16 protein-coding genes are annotated in these 18,758 nt (G+C 58.0%); 7 read left to right on the forward strand and 9 right to left on the reverse strand.

Annotated features, from left to right (window positions below; genetic code table 11):
* Nucleotides 1–26 precede the first annotated feature (26 nt).
* The 8 genes from FKM97_RS16850 to purC form a co-directional block, all read right to left on the reverse strand.
* Complete coding sequence (locus tag FKM97_RS16850) at nucleotides 27–410, reverse strand: hypothetical protein (RefSeq protein ID WP_144293594.1); 384 nt, start codon at nucleotides 408–410, stop codon at nucleotides 27–29.
* Between the two features lie 8 nt (nucleotides 411–418).
* Complete coding sequence (locus FKM97_RS16855) at nucleotides 419–1,663, reverse strand: MFS transporter (RefSeq protein ID WP_144293595.1); 1,245 nt, start codon at nucleotides 1,661–1,663, stop codon at nucleotides 419–421.
* A 114-nt stretch (nucleotides 1,664–1,777) separates the two neighbouring features.
* Nucleotides 1,778–2,113, reverse strand: coding sequence for a Grx4 family monothiol glutaredoxin (gene grxD / locus FKM97_RS16860; protein WP_144293596.1), 336 nt, complete (start codon nucleotides 2,111–2,113; stop codon nucleotides 1,778–1,780).
* A gap of 83 nt (nucleotides 2,114–2,196) precedes the next feature.
* A complete protein-coding gene (locus FKM97_RS16865; protein WP_144293597.1) occupies nucleotides 2,197–2,436 on the reverse strand; it encodes a BolA family protein in 240 nt (79 codons plus the stop codon).
* A 37-nt stretch (nucleotides 2,437–2,473) separates the two neighbouring features.
* Entirely contained in the window at nucleotides 2,474–4,681 is a 2,208-nt protein-coding gene (gene purL, locus FKM97_RS16870; protein WP_144293598.1) for a phosphoribosylformylglycinamidine synthase subunit PurL, read from the reverse strand.
* A gap of 27 nt (nucleotides 4,682–4,708) precedes the next feature.
* On the reverse strand, nucleotides 4,709–5,395 hold the full coding sequence (gene purQ / locus FKM97_RS16875; RefSeq protein WP_144293599.1) for a phosphoribosylformylglycinamidine synthase subunit PurQ: 687 nt from the start codon (nucleotides 5,393–5,395) through the stop codon (nucleotides 4,709–4,711).
* Nucleotides 5,392–5,634, reverse strand: coding sequence for a phosphoribosylformylglycinamidine synthase subunit PurS (gene purS / locus FKM97_RS16880; protein WP_144293600.1), 243 nt, complete (start codon nucleotides 5,632–5,634; stop codon nucleotides 5,392–5,394). The genes purQ and purS overlap by 4 nt, the downstream gene beginning before the upstream one ends.
* Nucleotides 5,631–6,419, reverse strand: a complete 789-nt coding sequence (purC, locus tag FKM97_RS16885) for a phosphoribosylaminoimidazolesuccinocarboxamide synthase (protein WP_144293601.1) — start codon at nucleotides 6,417–6,419, stop codon at nucleotides 5,631–5,633. Before purC ends, purS begins: the two co-directional genes overlap by 4 nt.
* A 283-nt stretch (nucleotides 6,420–6,702) precedes the next feature.
* Between purC and FKM97_RS16890 the strand changes: the two genes are divergently transcribed.
* From FKM97_RS16890 to FKM97_RS16900, 3 genes are read left to right on the forward strand one after another with little or no spacing between them, the layout of a single operon-like run.
* Nucleotides 6,703–7,026, forward strand: a complete 324-nt coding sequence (locus FKM97_RS16890; RefSeq protein ID WP_144293728.1) for a DUF1476 domain-containing protein — start codon at nucleotides 6,703–6,705, stop codon at nucleotides 7,024–7,026.
* A 47-nt stretch (nucleotides 7,027–7,073) separates the two neighbouring features.
* Nucleotides 7,074–7,835 carry an HpcH/HpaI aldolase family protein gene (locus tag FKM97_RS16895; protein WP_144293602.1) on the forward strand — a complete coding sequence of 254 codons (762 nt, stop codon included), beginning with the start codon at nucleotides 7,074–7,076 and terminating at the stop codon, nucleotides 7,833–7,835.
* 10 nt (nucleotides 7,836–7,845) lie between these two features.
* Complete coding sequence (locus FKM97_RS16900) at nucleotides 7,846–9,084, forward strand: beta/alpha barrel domain-containing protein (RefSeq protein WP_205015125.1); 1,239 nt, start codon at nucleotides 7,846–7,848, stop codon at nucleotides 9,082–9,084.
* Nucleotides 9,085–9,183: 99 nt separating this feature from the next.
* On the opposite strand, the gene FKM97_RS16905 is transcribed toward FKM97_RS16900, so the two are convergent.
* Entirely contained in the window at nucleotides 9,184–15,057 is a 5,874-nt protein-coding gene (locus FKM97_RS16905) for an apolipoprotein A-IV repeat region-like domain-containing protein (protein ID WP_144293604.1), read from the reverse strand.
* A 526-nt stretch (nucleotides 15,058–15,583) separates the two neighbouring features.
* On the opposite strand from FKM97_RS16905, the gene FKM97_RS16910 reads away from it, so the two are divergent.
* The 4 genes from FKM97_RS16910 to FKM97_RS16925 all read left to right on the forward strand — a co-directional run bounded on the left by FKM97_RS16910 (nucleotide 15,584) and on the right by FKM97_RS16925 (nucleotide 18,729).
* Nucleotides 15,584–15,955: an Hpt domain-containing protein gene (locus FKM97_RS16910; RefSeq protein WP_144293605.1), complete on the forward strand. Its 372-nt coding sequence runs from the start codon at nucleotides 15,584–15,586 to the stop codon at nucleotides 15,953–15,955.
* A 133-nt stretch (nucleotides 15,956–16,088) separates the two neighbouring features.
* Nucleotides 16,089–16,409 (forward strand): 2Fe-2S iron-sulfur cluster-binding protein, encoded by a 321-nt coding sequence (locus FKM97_RS16915; protein ID WP_144293606.1) that lies wholly within the window; start codon nucleotides 16,089–16,091, stop codon nucleotides 16,407–16,409.
* Nucleotides 16,410–16,447: 38 nt separating this feature from the next.
* Nucleotides 16,448–17,476 (forward strand): NAD(P)/FAD-dependent oxidoreductase, encoded by a 1,029-nt coding sequence (locus FKM97_RS16920; RefSeq protein WP_144293607.1) that lies wholly within the window; start codon nucleotides 16,448–16,450, stop codon nucleotides 17,474–17,476.
* Nucleotides 17,477–17,652: 176 nt separating this feature from the next.
* Entirely contained in the window at nucleotides 17,653–18,729 is a 1,077-nt protein-coding gene (locus FKM97_RS16925; RefSeq protein ID WP_144293608.1) for a mitochondrial fission ELM1 family protein, read from the forward strand.
* Nucleotides 18,730–18,758 lie beyond the last annotated feature (29 nt).

An 18,758-nucleotide genomic window follows, 5' to 3' on the forward strand; every position in this document is an offset into this window, starting at 1 on the left:
ATCTGCCGTGCGGTACCAGACGAGTTTCATGGTCGCAGAGACAGCATCGCGGAGGCGCGGCTATCGGCCCCGGCAAAGCAGCCAGCAAGTTGGAAGCCAATGGGCAACTCACCATAGGTTCCGAGGACATCATGGGCCTTCAACGCGCCCGCTAGACCGTCTTCCCCATCGACCACCCACACGGAGGAAATCCAGGTTTGCCGCATCGGACGGCCGCCGGCGGTCACGATCCGGTGCACCATTTCCGTCTCGGTGAGCCCTGGTTTGAATACAGCGAAGAGGGGGCCTCCGGCGGTTGGATCCAGGGCCGCGTCGCGGACGGCCCAACCCATTCCCAACAGCCAAACTGCGACTAATGCCACACCCGTGAGGAGCGCCACCCGATGGGGGCTCCGCAAATGCGCTGTCATCTGACCCGTCACGCAGCTACGGGCGTACGGCCGAAGTCCGCGGCCGGCCGCTCCCGGATCGGCAAATGCACGAGAGCGGCAAAGACACAGAGCCCAATGCTGATCCACCAGACAGGATTGTAGGATCCGTAAATGTCGTAGAGAACGCCGCCGAGCCATACGCCCATGAAGGAACCGACCTGGTGGCTAAAGAACACGACACCATACAGCATGCCCATATAGCGCACCCCAAACATGATTGCGACGAGTGCCGCAGTCGGAGGGACCGTGGAGAGCCAGAGAAGCCCCATGACGGCGGAAAAGACCAGCGTGCTGGCGGTCGTGATGGGCAACAGGATAAAGATCAAAGCCGCAACGCCACGGGCTGCATAGATGGAAGCCAGGAGATAGGGCTTAGAATGACGGTTGCCGAGAATGCCTGAGGTATAGGAGCCGACAACATTGAAGAGGCCCACTAAAGCGATCGCGGTGCTGGCAATCCCGGCGCTGACACCGCTCTCCACCAGAAAAGGCGGCATGTGGGTCGTGATAAAAGCCAGCTGGAAGCCGCAGACAAAGAAGCCGGCGATGAGAAGGATGAAGCTGCGGTGCGCCACCGCCTTTGCCAGCGCCTGCATCGCCGGCAATGTCGTTTCACTTTCCAAACTCTGTTTGGCATCTGCCGTCCGCGTGCGAAGAAGCCCCGCTAACGGCACGCAAATCAACATGGTGAGTCCCAGAAGGACGAGCGCTGTCTCCCAGCCATAGGCTTGGATGAACGCCTGTCCCAAGGGGGCAAAGAGAAATTGCCCCATGGACCCGGCTGCAGTTGCAATGCCAAAGGCCCAGGAGCGCCGCTCCGGTCCCACTGATCGTGAGAAGGCCGCCATCACAATCGCAAATGATGCCGTTGCTATGCCGATGCCGACCATTACGCCAGCAGTGAGGCAGAACAGGGTCGGCGTCGGCGAAAACGGCATCAAGATGACGCCGAGCGCATAGATGATGGAACCCACGATGAGAACCCGGGCGGTTCCATACCGATCGGCCATCGCCCCCGCCACAGGTTGGGTGGCCCCCCAAACCAGGTTCTGAATGGCGATGGCAAAGCCGAAGGTCGCTCTGTCCCAACCATAGGTCTCGGTGATGGGGAGCGTGAACAGGCCAAAGCTCGACCGCAGGCCGAACCCCATGGCAGCGATCACGCAGCCTGCGGCTATGATGACCTCGGGGCGGCGCCAAAGGGGCAACGGCTGCAGCGCAGAAACGGACATGGATTACCTCGACCCAGGGGACGCGGTCCATTCCTACGCCTCGCCGCACCTCATGACCAATGCAGAATGCTGAGGTCTGACATTCACGATGTTGACGTCAGGACACTAAAAGCCTCAGGCGTCTTGTTCGACCGCGATGCCCTGTTCGGTGAAAAGCGACTTCAGTTCGCCTTTCTGGAACATTTCCCGGACGATGTCGCAGCCGCCAATAAATTCGCCCTTTACATAAAGCTGCGGAATTGTCGGCCAATCCGAATAGGACTTGATACCGTTGCGTAGCGCGTCAGTCTCGAGAACATTCACACCGGCATAGGGAGCCCCGAGATAATCCAGAATTTGAACCACCTGGCTCGAAAAACCGCATTGGGGCTGCTGCGGCGTACCTTTCATAAACAGGACTACGTCGTTGGACTTCACCTGCTCGTCGATCCACTGAAGAACGTCGCTCATCGTCAGAACCTTTTCTTCTCGCAATGTACCGCTATTAGCAATCCATAAATGGGAGCATCCGGCCCTTATTCTAGTCGGACAGTTCAATCCTCCGGAGGGGCAGAGGTCTGCAGAGCAAGCGCGTGCAGCTGGCCGCCCATGGCGCCCTTCAGCGCCTGATAGACGATTTGATGCTGTTGGACTCGCGTCTTGCCCTTGAACTGCTGGGAGACGACCGTCGCAGCGTAGTGATCGCCATCGCCCGCCAAGTCACGGATTTCGATTCGAGCATCGGGAAGGGCGTCCCTAATCAACTGCTCGATCTGCTTTGCATCCATTGCCATTCAACGCCGCCCCATAGCTCAACCTGCCTCAATACTGTCACGCTTCCGCCGCCAGGTCCATGTAGCGCGGAAACCAGCCTTCATGGACGACCCGCAACTCGTCGACAGAGAGACGAACCGAGCCGTCGATTGCGAGCTCGCGACCGGCAACCGCCCCGAGATGCACTATCGGAACGTCTGCATCATGTGCGGAGACAAGAAGTGCCTGTAGATCCTCAGAGCGGCAGGTCACGATGTAGCGAGATTGATCTTCGGCGAAGAGCGCTACATGTGCCTCACCTTCTAGATTTATCACTGCTCCGAGTCCGGAGGCCATCACCATTTCCGCCACAGCCGCAGCAAGTCCACCGTCAGAGATATCGTGACAGGCGGTCACCTTTCCCTGGCGAATCAAAGAGCGGACGAAAATTCCATGACGGCGTTCGACAGCTAGATCAACGTGGGGCGGAGAACCTTCCTCGCGCCCGAGTATTTCCCTCAGATACATGGACTGCCCGAGATGGGTTCCGTGTCCGCCTATAAGCAGGATGTCCTCGCCCTCGGCCTTGAAGGCGATCGTGGCCGTCTGCGCAAGGTCGTCAACCAAGCCAATACCCCCGATGGCCGGGGTCGGCAAAATTGCACGTCCATTTGTCTCATTGTAGAGCGAGACATTCCCCGAGACCACGGGGAAATCCAGGGCGCGGCACGCATCGCCGATGCCGTTCACTGCGCGAACGAACTGTCCCATGATTTCCGGCCGCTCAGGATTGCCAAAGTTAAGGTTGTCAGTTACGGCGATGGGCTCGGCACCAACTGCGGACAGATTGCGCCAACATTCAGCCACCGCCTGCTTGCCACCTTCATAGGGATTGGCTTCACAGTACCGCGGGGTGACGTCAACTGAGATCGCCAAGCCTCGATTAGTGCCGTCCAAGCGCACCACCGCCGCATCGCCACCCGGCTTCTGAGCGGTGTTGCCGAGGATGAGATGATCATATTGTTCCCAGACCCACCGCCGGGAGGCCATATCGGGCGATCCCATGAGTTTGAGGATGGCTTGGGCGAGATCATTGGGGGCAGGCACGGCGTCGGGCGACAGAGTGGGTAGGGGATCGGGCTCGTTCCACGGGCGGTCATATTCTGGGGCTTCGTCGCCCAACTCCTTGATGGGCAAATCAGCCATTAATAGACCCTTGTGCAGGATCCTGAAGCGCAGATCATCGGTGGTGCGCCCGATAACTGCGAAATCGAGACCCCATTTTTGGAATATGGCTTCGGCCTCCGCCTCCTTCTCCGGTTTCAGGACCATCAGCATACGTTCCTGACTTTCGGAGAGCATCATTTCATAGGCCGTCATGCCGGTTTCACGACAAGGCACGCGATCAAGATCGAGCTCGACACCCAAATCGCCCTTGGCGCCCATCTCAACGGCAGAGCAGGTGAGGCCGGCAGCGCCCATGTCCTGGATCGCGATGATGGCGTCCGCCTCCATCAGTTCCAGGCAAGCCTCAAGGAGGAGTTTTTCAGAAAAAGGATCACCGACCTGGACGGTGGGGCGCTTGGCCTCGGCATCCTCGCCGAATTCAGCTGATGCCATAGAGGCGCCATGAATACCGTCGCGACCCGTCTTGGAGCCGAGATAAACGATCGGCATGCCAACACCGGAGGCTTTGGAATAAAAGATCCGATCCGTCCTCGCGATGCCGACAGCCATGGCATTGACAAGAATATTGCCGTTGTAGCGGGGGTGGAAGTTGACCTCACCGCCAACTGTCGGCACTCCGAAGGAGTTCCCATAGCCGCCAATGCCGGCCACCACACCCGACACCAGATGGCGTGTTTTCGGATGCTCAGGATCTCCAAAGCGCAGGGCATTCAAGGCTGCGATGGGACGCGCGCCCATAGTGAAGACATCGCGGAGAATCCCTCCCACGCCGGTGCCCGCACCCTGATAGGGTTCGATAAAGGAGGGATGATTGTGGCTTTCCATCTTGAAGATGCACGCCAATCCATCTCCGATATCGACGACACCCGCATTCTCGCCGGGTCCCTGGATCACCCGCGGGCCCTTGGTGGGCAAAGTGCGCAGCCACTTCTTCGAGGATTTATAGGAGCAGTGCTCGTTCCACATGGCCGAAAAGATGCCGAGCTCCGTCAAGCTTGGCTCGCGGCCAATCAAGCGTATTATACGCGCATATTCATCAGGCTTGAGGCCGTGCTCAGCCACAAGCTCCGGCGTCATCGTCACGTCATTCGGAATCATGAGGTTTCAAAATCTCGTTGCGACTGCCTAAGCAGCTTGCAGAAGGCTTTCGAAAAGGGGGCGGCAATCGCTGCCTCCGTGGAGCGGCTCGATGAAATTCTCCGGATGCGGCATCAAACCCACCACATTGCCGGTTTCATTCATCAGACCCGCGATATTGTTCAAGGACGTGTTCGGATTGGCTTCGGGAGTGACCTCGCCGGCTACATTGCAATAGCGGAAAACCACACGACCTTCCCCTTCGAGCCGGGCGAGTGTCTCGGAATCTGCGAAGTAATTACCATCGCCATGAGCCACCGGACATCTGATGATTGCTTGGCGAGGAAAAAGCCGCGTGAAATCCGTCGCTGTGTTTTCGACCTTCAGATGCACAAATTTGCAGGTGAATTTCAGCGAACCATTCCGCATCAGCGCCCCTGGCAGAAGGCCCGCCTCAGTAAGGATCTGGAATCCGTTGCACACGCCAAGCACGCGAAGGCCTCGGGCTGCTTTGGCGATCACATCCGCCATGATCGGGGATCGGGCTGCGATCGCGCCGCAACGAAGATAGTCGCCATAGGAGAAGCCGCCTGGCAACACGACGAGATCGACGTCGGGAAGGGTTGTCTCGCCGTGCCAGACGAGGTGCGGCCGCGCGCCGTGGACCTTCTCCAAAGCGGTCATCATGTCACGCTCCCGGTTAGATCCGGGAAAGAGGATGACGGCGGATTTCATTGTCCTAACTCTATTTGGTAGTCCTCGATCACCGTATTCGCCAGCAGACGTTCGCACATGGCCTCAACCTCAGCACGCGCTGCCGCCGCATCGGCACCGGGTAGCTCCAGCTCGATAAACTTGCCTTGGCGTACATGATCGACCTCGCCAAAGCCTAAAGTATGCAAAGCCCGCTCGATTGCCTTTCCCTGCGGGTCAAGAACGCCACGTTTGAGCGTGACGGTTATTCTCGCCTTCATGGAGCCGTTCCCCGGTCAGTCTTGACTAAAACTGGACGCTTTCGCTCACCTTGATCCTGTTCCGACAGAATCCCGAGGCGCCGCGCGACTTCTTGATAAGCCTCAATAAGGCCGCCGAGATCTCGACGAAATCGATCCTTATCCAGTTTGTCATTCGTCTGCGTATCCCACAGCCGACAGGAATCAGGGCTGATTTCGTCTGCGACCACGATGCGCACCATCTCGCCTTCGTAGAGGCGGCCGAACTCGATCTTGAAATCGACGAGCCTGATGCCGATGCCAAGAAAGAGGCCGGACAAGAAGTCGTTGACCCGAAGGGCCAGCGCCATAATGTCATCGAGCTCCTGGGGGCTTGCCCAGTTGAATGCCGTGATATGCTCCTCGGAAACCATGGGATCTTGGAGCTCGTCGGACTTGTAGTAGAACTCGACGATCGAACGGGGCAGGGCGGAGCCCTCCTCCAAACCTAGCTTCTTGGACAAGGAGCCCGCGGCTACGTTGCGGACAACCACTTCCAGAGGGATGATCTCAACCTCGCGGATCAGTTGCTCGCGCATGTTGAGTCGTTTGATAAAGTGCGTGGGAACGCCGATCTCATTCAGCTTGGTAAAAACATATTCGGAGATGCGGTTGTTCAGAACGCCCTTGCCCTCAACAATTTCGTGCTTCTGTTTGTTGAAGGCCGTCGTGTCATCCTTGAAGTGCTGAATGAGCGTTCCCGGCTCCGGCCCCTCATAGAGAATCTTCGCCTTGCCCTCATAGACACGGCGACGGTTCTTATTCATGACAGCAATTCCTCGATTTGGCTTCCTGATGCCGGGTCATGACATCATTTCGGAGCTGCGACGGGCGGGTATCCAAAGAGTGCAGCGCACATAGTGAAAACTACTCCAGTGCGCCTACAAGCACAACGAAGCTGGGCCCGGTACAGGGCGATTTCAACATCCGTCGAAACGAATAAGGCGCCAAGCCCGAAGAAAGCAAGCCCTGGCGCAGTGTTGATTTGGCGCTTCCGCAAAGCTATGCCTACTGAAGCGGTTTCTAGCACGCATTATGGCGGGTAATCGAATGACAACTTTTGACAAACGCGAAGACGGCTTCGAGCGCAAATACGCTCTCGATGAGGAGCTCACATTCAAGGCCAATGCTCGCCGGAACAAGCTCCTGGGTTTGTGGGCGGCAGAAAAGCTCGGCCTCACCGGTGAAGCTGCTGAAGACTACGCCAAGGCTACCGTCCGGGCAGATTTCGAGGAAGCCGGAGATAATGACGTGTTTCGGAAGATCCGGACCGATTTTGACGCCAAAGGCGTAGAACAATCGGATCACCAGATCCGCCGCACCATGGACGAACTCATGCAGGTTGCAGTAGAGCAAGTACGCAGCCAAGCCTGAGGCTAACCGCTCGGCTGAATGAAGGCAGGCTGGAGAAGGGGGCGACAATGCTTTGCGACAGATTGAAGACCGACGAGCTCCTGCTTTCCTCCTGGTCGACTGTCCCCGATTCGATCATTGCCGAGGCTCTGGCTCTGGACAAATGGGATGCGTGCACGATCGATATGCAGCACGGCATGATGGGGTATGCCGAGGCACGCAGCATGGTTATGGCCATTGCAGGGGCGGGCAAACCGAGTGTCGTCCGACTACCCCTCAACGGGCTGAGTATCGGCGCTCGAATGCTGGACATCGGTGTATCGGCCTTGATCGCGCCGATGATCAACTCTGCCGCCGAGGCAGAACAGTTCGTGCAGGCCTTCCACTTCCCGCCCCATGGCGGCCGAAGCTGGGGAGCCTATCGCGCCGTCGCTACCGGCCGAATGACCAAGGAGGCTTATCTGGCCGAAGCAGGAGCAAGGATCGCCCTGTTCGCGATGATTGAAACCCGCGAAGCGCTCGACAATGTAGAGGCCATTGCGGCAATTCGCGGATTGGGGGGTCTATTCGTCGGCCCGAGCGACTTGACGATCTCCCTGACGAATGGTCGCTCATTCGAGCCTGACGGTGAAGCGGAGGCGGTGGAGGCTCTCGAACATATTGTTGCGGTCGCACGAAAGCACGGACTTTCACCCGGTATCTTCACCCCCAGTGCAGCTCAGGCAAAAACCCGAATTGCGCAAGGCTTCCGTTTCGTGACCGTGAACAGCGATATTGGGTTTTTGAATGCCGGAAGTGCCGCTGCGCTCAACGCACTCGGCCGAGCTTAAGGATCGGTCAATGGACCAAAGCACGCCCCGCAGTCTGCTTTTGGAGGGAATGCTCAGCCGGATCGTGGAGTTGTCCGTCGCGGCCGGTCCGCTGGCGCACCAGACCGATAAATATTTCAGCCATACGCGGCGTATTGCGGAACTGAATGGCGATCAGGAAGTCACCTATGCATTCTTCCTGAGACGCCGCATAGTCGCGGCCATCGAACCCGCCCTTCGTATCCTCCAGTGGCATTGCCCCGAAGCGCGGGTGAGACGGTTCTTCGAGGAAGGCGAGATCGTCCCGGCGCATAAGAAGCTGATCGAGATCACAGGGCCGTTTTCCAAACTTGCCGAGATCGAAACCCTGATGCTGCAGAAGATCGGGCTTCCGAGCGTCTGTGCCAATAACGCCTATGACATGTGCCGCGCGCTACCCTATGCGGGCTTCCTCGACATGCATGCCCGTCATGCCACCGGTCCGGAGATGAACCTCCTCGCGGCCTATGGAGCGTCCGTGGGAAGCGAAGCGGCGCGCGCCGAAGATCCGCAGGTGAAGGGGTTCATCGGCTCCTCGCAGGACCTCACGGCGCCACTCTATGGGGCTCTGGCCGGTTCAGGAACAATGCCGCATGCGCTGATCGGCTACACCGGCGGAGACGTTCTGGAAGCGATGAAGCTGTTTGCCGATGCCGTTCCTGAAACCGCAGCGATCACCGCCCTGGTCGATTTCCAAGGTCTCGAGGTCGATGACGCGGTGCGCTGCGCCAGATGGTTCTACGACGAGGGAAGGTTGGATACGGAAGGCCGTACCTTCGGCGTGCGACTCGATACTCATGGGGGCCGATTCGCCCAAGGACTCGATTATGAGAAATCCGTCGAGATCGTTGGACGCTGGCTGGGCATAGAGGGCGAATACAACATTGTCGAAAAGGTTCTCGGGGTGAGGGCGTTTCAGCTCGACGCTGCAAACATCCTCGTCGACCAAGTGCGCCGTATCCTCTTCGGAAAGGGCGTATCAGTGGCGAATATCATCCATGTGCGGCGCGCGCTGGACGCTGCAGGTTATGCTCAGGCCGCGATTGTGGCCTCTTCCGGCTTCGATAATCAAAAGTGCTTGGTCATGGGTGGAGCGCGCGCACCGGTCAATTTGGTGGGGACGGGTAGCTTCCTCCCCGATCAGTTGTCGGAGACCTATGCCACCGCCGACATCATCGCCTATGGCGGGATCCGACGGGTCAAGGTTGGCCGGGAGTATCTTTTCGATTGATCATCTTCGGGCTTTCCCGACTGCCAGCGGAAGTCTGAGATGTCCTGTTAGGCTTGGTGAATGAGAAAGGGGAGGCCGAGACCTCCCCTTTTTTTATTATCAGGCTTTTATGCGTCCTGACGACTTGCCCAGCATCAGATAGATTTTGCCGGCCTCCGTTCCCAGACAGGCGTCGATCAGATCGTCACCATTCCGCGCATTGGAGACGGCGTCGAGCAGGCTTTCGAATTCTGTCATATAGCTGCGAACGTCCGCCTGGAACGCTGGCTCCGATTCATAGCGCCCTGCCACATCTTCACGCAGCCGGTCGCTCTGGATTGACCACAGTCGGCGCATGAAGACATCGCGCTCTCCCCCCTTGTAGCGACGCCACAAATCGGAGGGATGGTCTTCATCCAGAGCTCGAGCAAGGTCCACGGAGATATCGTAGAGCTTACCGAAAATCTGCTGTGCACGCTTAGGCAATTCATTGATGTTGCTTGCAGATTGCTCTCGGGTTGGTGTTGGCTCCAGGTCCGATTCAGGGTCGCTGCGAGTGGCGGAAGGCGCCTCAGCCTCGACATTCTCATCGGCATCTACGTCTTCCATAGTCGAGTAGTTCACTGCAGCCTCCTGTGCCGCAGCGGCCTTTCTTTCAGAATTGCGGGTTTTTTGGGCGCCAGACGAGCCATTCTGCGGGGTTCTCGCCGTGACGCCCTCAGATTTTCCCAGGCGTGTCGCTCCTTCACTTCGGTCATGCACATAGATGCCCGGGCCAGACAGATCGACCGCCTTGCCATGGCGCTTAACGACTTCCGCCAAAGCACTCAACGCAGCGATCTGATCGGCCACCACCTGTCGCATGGCATCCGCATTACTTCGGGTCTCTTCTGGAAGGTCAAAGATCGCTCTTCGGAGCTCCCCACGGGTGGTATCGATCTCCTGCACCACCAGTTGGGCGGCCGAGCGCATCTCCTGGGCAGTCTGATTGAAGTGACCGCTGGTGTTGGAGAGGATTTCACTCATGGCAGCAAGAGCTCGATCGTACTGGGATTGAAGCTTCTTTGCCGCACGACCGATCTGCTCATCAGCCTCAATCTCAAGACGCTTAAGCTCTTGCTCGAAGCTCTGAGCGGTGCTGCTGGTCTGGCTTTCCAGATGCGACCCAACCTCCCGAGCTCTACGCTCTACGAGGAGGAGTGAATCTTCGATAAGGCTCGTGAAGTTGCGCATGAGGTTCTCGAGCTCCTCGGCCTTCTGGCCAAGCTTCTCCACAACCTGATCGAAGGTCTGCTCGCGTCCGACGGCTATCCGCTCTACCTCGGAGTGGAAGTTCTGCATCGACTCGCCGACCAGAGACGTAATTTCGCCGAGACGGTTCGCGATACTCTCACTGTTATCGGCGACATGCGTCGTTACCACAGAGCCTGTTCGCTCAATCTGCTCGCTCACGACTCTGCTGCTGTCGCTGAGCTGCCGGCTTACGGCGAGGCCCATCTCCTCGATCTGACGGGCGACCTGATCACCCGTGCGAACGAAGGTATCGGTAGCAGACGTGGTGAGGGTACCCACCTCGTCCGACAGCTTCACGGTGAGGCTGCTCACCTCGGAGGAGAGCTTCGTGGTCAACGCTTCCATCTCGCCGGACAGGCGCGCTCCGACGGTTTCGAATTCTTCCATGACCGTCGAGCTTGCAGTCTCCAGTTGATCATGAAGCGCACCCGTCAGCCGCTGCAAGTTCACAGTGATCTTGGTGCTGGTCCCTTCAATTCGCTCGTTCAAGTCATTGCCCTGAACATTGAGTGTCTCGAGGATCCCCTCGACAGCTTGATGCAGATCGGTGGTGACAGTGCCACTGATCCGTTCCAGCTTCTCATCGAGTCTAGTAGCGCTGTCCGACAATTGGCTGGTGAAGTAAACGTTTGCCGTCTCAAGATGCTGTGCAAACTTCTGGCCCGCATCTTCTAATCGCAACGCTGTCTCCGAGCCCGTCGTCTCCAGCGCGGCGGTCGCACGATCAAGGTGATGCGACACGTCACTCGTGGCGCGTTCGAACCGCTCAGCGATCCCCCCACCGACGATCCCGACCCGATCGGCAACCTGATCGATGACCCGCTCAACCCCTTCGAAGAGGTTTCCACTGGTTTTCTCGATTACGTCATTGAAGATCAGACTGGTGGACTGAAGTTTTTCGGTTGCCTTGCCAGTCAGATCCTCGAAGCGTTCGGTCGATTGCTGCAGGCGAAGTGCAACGTCGTCACTGGTGGCGTCGAAGCGCTCGATGACCTCGGTCCCCACTTTCGCAATGCTCTCGCGGATCGAGCCAGCGGCCTGATCCATGTGGGAGAAGACCTCTTCGTTGGTCGTGACGATCGTTCGACTGAAGTTGGACGTCGCCAAATGCACTTGGCTGACAAGCCGTCCACTGGCTTTATCCAGGTCCTGGGTAACCGTTTGGGACGCTTCGCCAAGTTCGACAAGCAGGCTGGAAGTGGCGCCGTCCAACCTGCTGCTGAAGGATGTGGCCAAGCCATCGATCCCAGCCACGACACGGGTGCTAGCATCATCCATAGACGAGGTGATGTTCCCCACGAGCCTTTCGAACTCGCCCTCGACCTCCTGTCGCGTTGAGGTGAGCGTCAGGGTGAGAGAGGTCACCACGTCCCCAATCTGACTGATCATCTGCGTGCCTGTCGCATCGACATCGCGGCCGATGGTGCTGACGACCTCACCCAATTGTACGATCAGTCGATCGCCAGTGCTCTCCAAATCCTGCTGGACGGAGCCAACTAGGCTGCCGACCCGGCCAATCATCTGATCGCTCGTGGACAAGATCTTGTCGTGAACCAGCGTTAGACCGTCATTGATCTCGTTACTGACGCGATTGCCGGTTGTATCCAGCCCATGCTGAACCGAGCGCACCAGATCGTTCACTGCCGTAATGACCTGATCGCTGGTCAATGACAAATCCTGATTGACGGTGGTAGCGATGCTGCTGATCTCCGCGACCGTCTGCTCCCGGGTCATGTCGATCCGTGCATTGACCGAATCCACCACGTCGGCGATCTGGGTGGTTACCCTGCCGCTCGTGCCTTCGAGGTTGTCGTTGACAGCGGCAATCGCCTCATTGATTTCCCCGACCACCTTTTCTGTTACGGAGTTCAAGCTGACGTTAAGCGTGCCGACGACACTGCCGAGCTGGCCGATCATGCGGTCATTGGACGTTTCGAGGCCACTGCTGATGGTGGCGACGGCGAGTTCCACACGGCTTAGAGTCTGGTCCCGCGTCTCTTCGAGATTCTGGTTCACCGTACCCGCCACAGTGCTCAAACGCTCGACGACCCGGCCGCCGGTGCTCTCGACAGCGAGGTTCACGGATGCCACCATGTCGCCCACTTCGGCGATCAGACGCTCACCCGTCGAATGGAGCAATTCATTCACCGATCCCGTCAGCGTGCCGATCTGACTGACGACCCGATCACTTGTCTGGTCGAGATTGCCGCTAATGCCGTCCACCATGGACGAGATCTCATGGACCGCACGGCTGCTCGTGCTCCCAAGGCTGTCATTGATCGCTCCAACCATCGTGGAGATCTCGTGGATCACGCGGCTGCTGGTATCGTCCAGACCATCATTGATGGAGCCGATGATATCGCCGACCTGGGAAACAACACGAACGCTGGTCGATTCCAAGTTCTCCGCCGCGGCACGGGTCGAACGTTCCAGCTCAATCGTGACGCGATCCGTCGCGCTCTCAAGGTTTGTCCCGATGAGCTGGCTCAACTGACCAATCCGATCGGCGAGTTTGTCGCCTGCCACTTCAGCGATGCGGCTCACACCATCTGCTGCGGTATCGATCTGAGCAGAGAACTGCGTGCTGGTGCGGGCAAACGTGTTGCTGAAGTCTCCCGTCGCCGCTTCGAAGTGACTGATAACGCGCTCACCGAGCTCCCCGACTGCCGTTGTCGCTCGCGAGGCCGAGTCCTCGATGTGATCGAGCAGGCGAGTCGCCGTGCTGTCCAGGACATAGGTGATTCCGGAGGACGCGTCTTCGATGCGACCGAGTGCCTTTTCGCTCACACCTTCAACATCCTGAGCAAAGCGGGAGCCCGTCTCGTTGATGCGAGTTGTGACGTCGCCTGTCACCCTCTCGAACAGCGAGCTCGCCTCGTCCAGACGATTGCCGAGACCCTTCACAGTATCGTCGAGACGGACAAAGACCTGTTGTCCTGCCCTGTCGAGATTTCGGGCAACCTCACCGGCGGCGGTATCGAAGCGAGAAACGATCTCGTTGCCCGTTTGCTCCATGGTGGAAGTGATCTCGTGGGAGGTCATCGCCAACCGGTCGGTCATCTGAGAGTTGGCGCTATCAAACCGCTCGATAAAGCGCAGTGTGGTTGAATCCAGCCGCTCCGTCATCTGCGTGCTGGATTGTTCCAGATAGTCGAACATCTCAGCGCGAGAGCGCGAGAGATTCTCAATGAACTCGCTGCTGGCGGACAGCAGCTTATCGGTAATCGCGCCCCCAGATACGCCGATCTGCTGAGCGAGCTCATTGCCTGAGCGCTGGATCTGTTGGGCAACCTCGCTCGAGGACTCGCGCATCTGATAAGAGATATTCGAGCTGGTCGACGACAGAAGCTCAGCAACCTCACTGCCCGAAGCACGAAGCTCCTCGCCCAGTTTGGAGCTCACCTTATCGAGATTGGTCGTCACTTCGGCATGCGCCTGAGTGATCTCGCCACTCGTAGCGCGGATCAGATTGACAAACTCGACGCTCGAATCCTTCAAGCGCGTGTTGATCGAATCGGTGACACTGGTGAGGTGGCCCGAGAGTCCCTCCTGTGCCTCGTCCAACCCGGACGATGCTAAGCGTATCGACTGGATGACGTCCTTTGCGGTGCTCTCCAGATGCCCGGAGAAATGACCGGTCATCCGCTCGACCTCCGTGGAAATCTGCAGATTGGTGTCATTCAGAACCTTGGCGCTGTCGGAGAGGGCATTGACTTGCTGCTCAAGGTCGCCCGAGAAGCTCTTGATGTCCTCCATGACCTTGCCCGCAAGGTGCTCGAGGCGGGCTGTCTGAGCTGTAATCTGCTCGCCTGTCGATCCCGCCTTCGAGGCGATCGTCTCGATTGTTCCCGAAAGCTCGTCAGTGGAGGCCTTTAGGCCGTGCTCCAAAAGCTGCAGCGTAGACGTGGCGCCATCAATAATCGAGCGGAGAGCACTGGTATTGTCCTCAAAGCGAGTGAGGAGAGGATTTGTCTCGCTTCCAAGCACGTAGACAGCCTCTTCGAGAGCCGTGCGCTGATTCTCGAGGCCGCCCAACAGACTGCGAATACGATCCTCATTGCCACCAAAAGCACGTTCAAGGGCAGATATTTCTTTGTGCACCAGGGTTTCCAGCTCGCTGGCCCGCTGGATAGCCTGTTCCACGCTGCCGAGCAGGTTCGAGACCTCACGGCGCACGGTTTCCGTCACTGTCGACAATTCTTCGCTAGCCACATCCTGCGGACGAACCAGCCGGATCGCGGTCTGGACCAAAGTCTCAGACACTTGGCGCATGTGCTGGGCTCGCCGCACCAAATAGGCGATGCTCCAGATCAACAGGATCGGTAGACCGGCAACAATGGCGAGAGTCGCCGCAGGCAGGGTAGGGGCGGAGGCCGCTAAGGCCCGACCAGGGTCAGAGCCAAAATAGCCAACCAAAGACGTCACCGCGATGACGACCCAAAGAACCGAAATAACTGCAGCGCCCCAGAAGGGAAGATTCGAGGGCTTTCGCTTCAAGCTGCCGATCAACGCGGCCGTGGTTGGCTCATTCTCGTTAGCAGGACGTCCCGAGAGAGGAGCAGCGCCGCGGCGACGCTCGGTCTCCGCGTGGTTTGTCTCTTCCCCAGAAGCCAGCGAGCGCGACCGTTCGGCCTCGTTTGCAGTCCGCCTAATAAGACGCCTCTGGGGACGTCTCCGCGGGTCGATAGGGCTGCTGGTCATACTCCGCCTCCGCAACGCACGTCATCCAGCCGTCGAGCCATGACATGAGACTCAACCGCTACGAACATCATCGCACCACAAGAGGGGTGATGAACAGAAAACAAAGCCACGAAAGCGTCTGATGTCGGCGATCCATTCAGGATCGCCTGTCTGCGTGCAGCCGTCACCCGGCGACCACCCCGCCGCTCGGAGTCGCTACCGAAAGGAGCCTCCTTTGCAGGATAAATCTCCCTAACTGCCGCACACAGAGGGTCAGACGTTTCGTTGAGGCCTCCCCCTGTTCCCTCAGGTGCAGTGCACTCAACATATCTTAAGACGCTTCGCTCATAAACCCGGGCGTGGAGCGTCATCTTATCTAAATGTGTTTTTGGTTAAAATTCAAAATAATCAGGATCTTAGCGGTAAAATGGCGCGTTCTGAGCTCCCTAGACACGGGCAGGTCCCCCGGTGTTGGCCTTCGTCCATTAATAAATTAGTAATCTTTGGTTGACTAGAGTTTCCTTTTGCTACTCGCGAGGGCTCAGGAGTGGCTGAAATAAGCGACCCATCAGCGGGGGCTCCGACACCGGGCATCGATCTTGATCATCTGCAGCAATATACGCTGGGTGATCGATCGCTGGAGGCAGAAGTGCTGATGCTTTTCTCCGCAGCGCTCCGCGACAGCCTTACGTTCCTTGGAACGACCCGAGATGCGGACCAATGGCGGAGAACTGCCCATCGGCTGAAGGGCTCCGCCCTGGCGGTAGGAGCATGGAGCATCGCTGATCTGGCGTCGAGCATGGAGGGCCTGGCCCCGCTCGATGAGCAGGCTCGGCGATATCTGACCGAGATCGAGACCTGCGCATCGACCGCGCAAGAGACGATTCAGAGAATTCTGGCCAAACTTTCCAAAGACTAGACGCAGGCGTCGCCCAGGGAATCGCGTTGCCTCAAATGCCGCCATCCCTTATATCGTCCTGCCCGCCGCAAAAGGCATGAAGACCTTTGGCAAACATCTACCCCTTGTGAAGGTCCCAGGAAAAATCAGAGCAATGCCCAAGATCACCTTCATCGAGCATAGTGGCGCGGAGCACGTCGTTGAGGCCGAGGCCGGCATGACCCTCATGGAAACCGCCGTGCGAAACATGGTTCCCGGGATCGATGCGGATTGTGGTGGAGCCTGCGCTTGCGCAACATGCCATGTCTATGTCGAGCCCGGCTGGTGGGAAACAGTCGGCAACCGCAACGAAATGGAAGAAGACATGCTCGACTTCGCGTTCGATGTCCGCGAGAATAGTCGGCTTTCCTGCCAAGTAAAAATCACCGACCGGCTCGATGGTCTGGTCGTCCGCGTTCCGGAAAAACAGTTCTGATCCTGCCGCCGGCCGCCGCCACATAGAAGGGCAAGCAGATGAGCACCACCATCATTGAGACCGATGCCCTCATCATCGGTGCCGGACCTGTGGGTCTTTTCACCATCTTCGAGTTCGGCTTGCTCGACATGAAATGTCACGTCGTCGATATACTCGATAAGCCCGGCGGGCAATGCGCCGAACTCTATCCTGAAAAGCCGATTTACGACATTCCCGGTTTACCGGTGGTCACCGGCCAGCAGCTTACCGACGCCCTGCTTGAGCAAGCACGCCCTTTCGGCGCCGAATTTCACTTCAATCATATGGTGACGGCGCTCGAGCGGCAGGAGGATGGAATATTTCGCGTGAGTACTGATGGGGACATCGAGTTCCGCGCGAAGGTCATCGTCATCGCCGCCGGCGGCGGTTCCTTCCAGCCGAAAAAGCCGCCGATTCCAGGCATTGAAGCCTATGAAGGCAGCTCAGTTTTCTATTCCGTCAAGAAGATGGAGAGCTTCCGGGGGCGCGATGTTCTCATCGTCGGGGGCGGCGACAGTGCCCTCGACTGGACGCTGAACCTTTTCCCCATCGCCAATCACGTCACCTTGCTGCATCGCCGAGATGAGTTCCGGGCGGCACCCGATTCTGTAAAGAAAATGCGCGATCTCGTATCGGAAGGAAGACTGGACCTGAGGATCGGTCAAGTCACGGCGCTGCGCGGCGACAAGGGCATGCTTGACGCCGCCATCGCAAAAGGTGCGGAAGGCGAAATCGAGATTAAGGCCAATGCCTTACTGCCATTCTTTGGACTGACCATGAAATTGGGACCCATTGCGGACTGGGGGCTCAATCTCACGGAGAATTTGATCAAGGTCGACACGGAGAAATTCGAAACCTCTGAGCCGCGAATTTTCGCGGTCGGGGACATCAACTGGTACCCCGGAAAGCTCAAACTCATCCTTTCAGGTTTTCACGAGGTCGCGTTGGCGGCGCAACAGGCCTATCACTACGTGTATCCAGACAAGCGCCTGGTTTTTCAGTACACAACGTCCAGCACGAATCTGCAGAAGAAGCTTGGCGTCGCCTAGGTCATAGTGGAACCACACATTTGCCACGCATTCCGGTGACTCGTTCTTCACCGGTCGTGTGCCCCGTCGGCAGATCCGTACGATTGTTGTGAAACCGTGATGGCAGCGTTGCGGCCGTGCATTATTTGAAATCCATATCGAATTTGAGTTCATGAAGCTTGATACCCGAAACTCCGATGATGAGCGCAGGACCGTTGATATCTTCTCCGCAACCGCTGATCTGGGTCATGGAGGGGGTGCATGCCGGCGACAATGCTCAGGTGCGCATCCTAGCGCGTGCATTGAGTTCCCGCAGAGTTTCTAAAAAGCTCTCGTTCAATCACCTCTATAGCCTTCCCAATCTCCTCCTTGGCGCAAGCCTACGGAGCCTTGAACCCGATGTGCAGGCCGCATTGACGCCGCCCTGGCCTGACCTCGTCATCGCCGTCGGCCGCCGATCAGTACCCGTTGTGCGCTGGATCAGAAGGCAGTCTCACGGCAAGACTAGGCTTGTACATCTCGGCCGCCCACGCGCGCCCCTGCGCTGGTTCGACTTGGTCGTGACTACGCCGCAGTATGGTTTGCCCAAACGGTCCAATGTCTTGCACAATTTGCTTCCTGTAACTGAAGATGTTGGGCAGATCGACGAGCCTTACCTCAGTTTTTGGAAGGAACAGCTCGTCAGGCTGCCGAGACCGTGGATAATGCTCTCGGTGGGTGGCTCCCGATGGCCCTTTCGCCTGGATGCCACTGAGAGCCAAGCCCTTGCCAGGGCCGCCAGTACCCGTGCAGCCGAGTTGGGCGGGTCGCTGCTGGTCACCACTTCTCCGCGCACCGGTGAGGCGGCGTCGCATGCCTTGCAGGCCTCCATTAGAGGGCCGGCCTTGATTCATCTCTGGCAGCAAGGTGCAGGCAATCCCTATCTCGCCTTCCTCCAGTTCGCCGACCGATTCATTGTCACTGGCGACAGCGTCTCGATGATGACCGAAGCATGCCGGCGAGGCAGGCCAACTGAAATCTACCAGTTGCCCAAGGAGTTGGATCAGAAATGGAACTTCGATCATCTGCCCTATGAGAGGCTCAAATCCTTCTTGACGGCAGAAGGGTTTTTCACCCCTCCCAGGAATGTGGACAAATTCGTCGCCACCCTCGTTGCGGGTCGTCATGCGATCCTATTGGGCGAAGATGACCCGGTGGCCTTCGCGCCGCTTCCCGACCCGCTGCCAGGGATCACATCCCGCATCGCCGCAATCCTGCCGGTGCAGACGTCGTAATTCCGGAGGACTATATTGCCGCGGTCGTA

This window comes from Rhodoligotrophos appendicifer (assembly GCF_007474605.1).
Taxonomy (GTDB): Bacteria; Pseudomonadota; Alphaproteobacteria; order Rhizobiales; family Im1; genus Rhodoligotrophos; species Rhodoligotrophos appendicifer.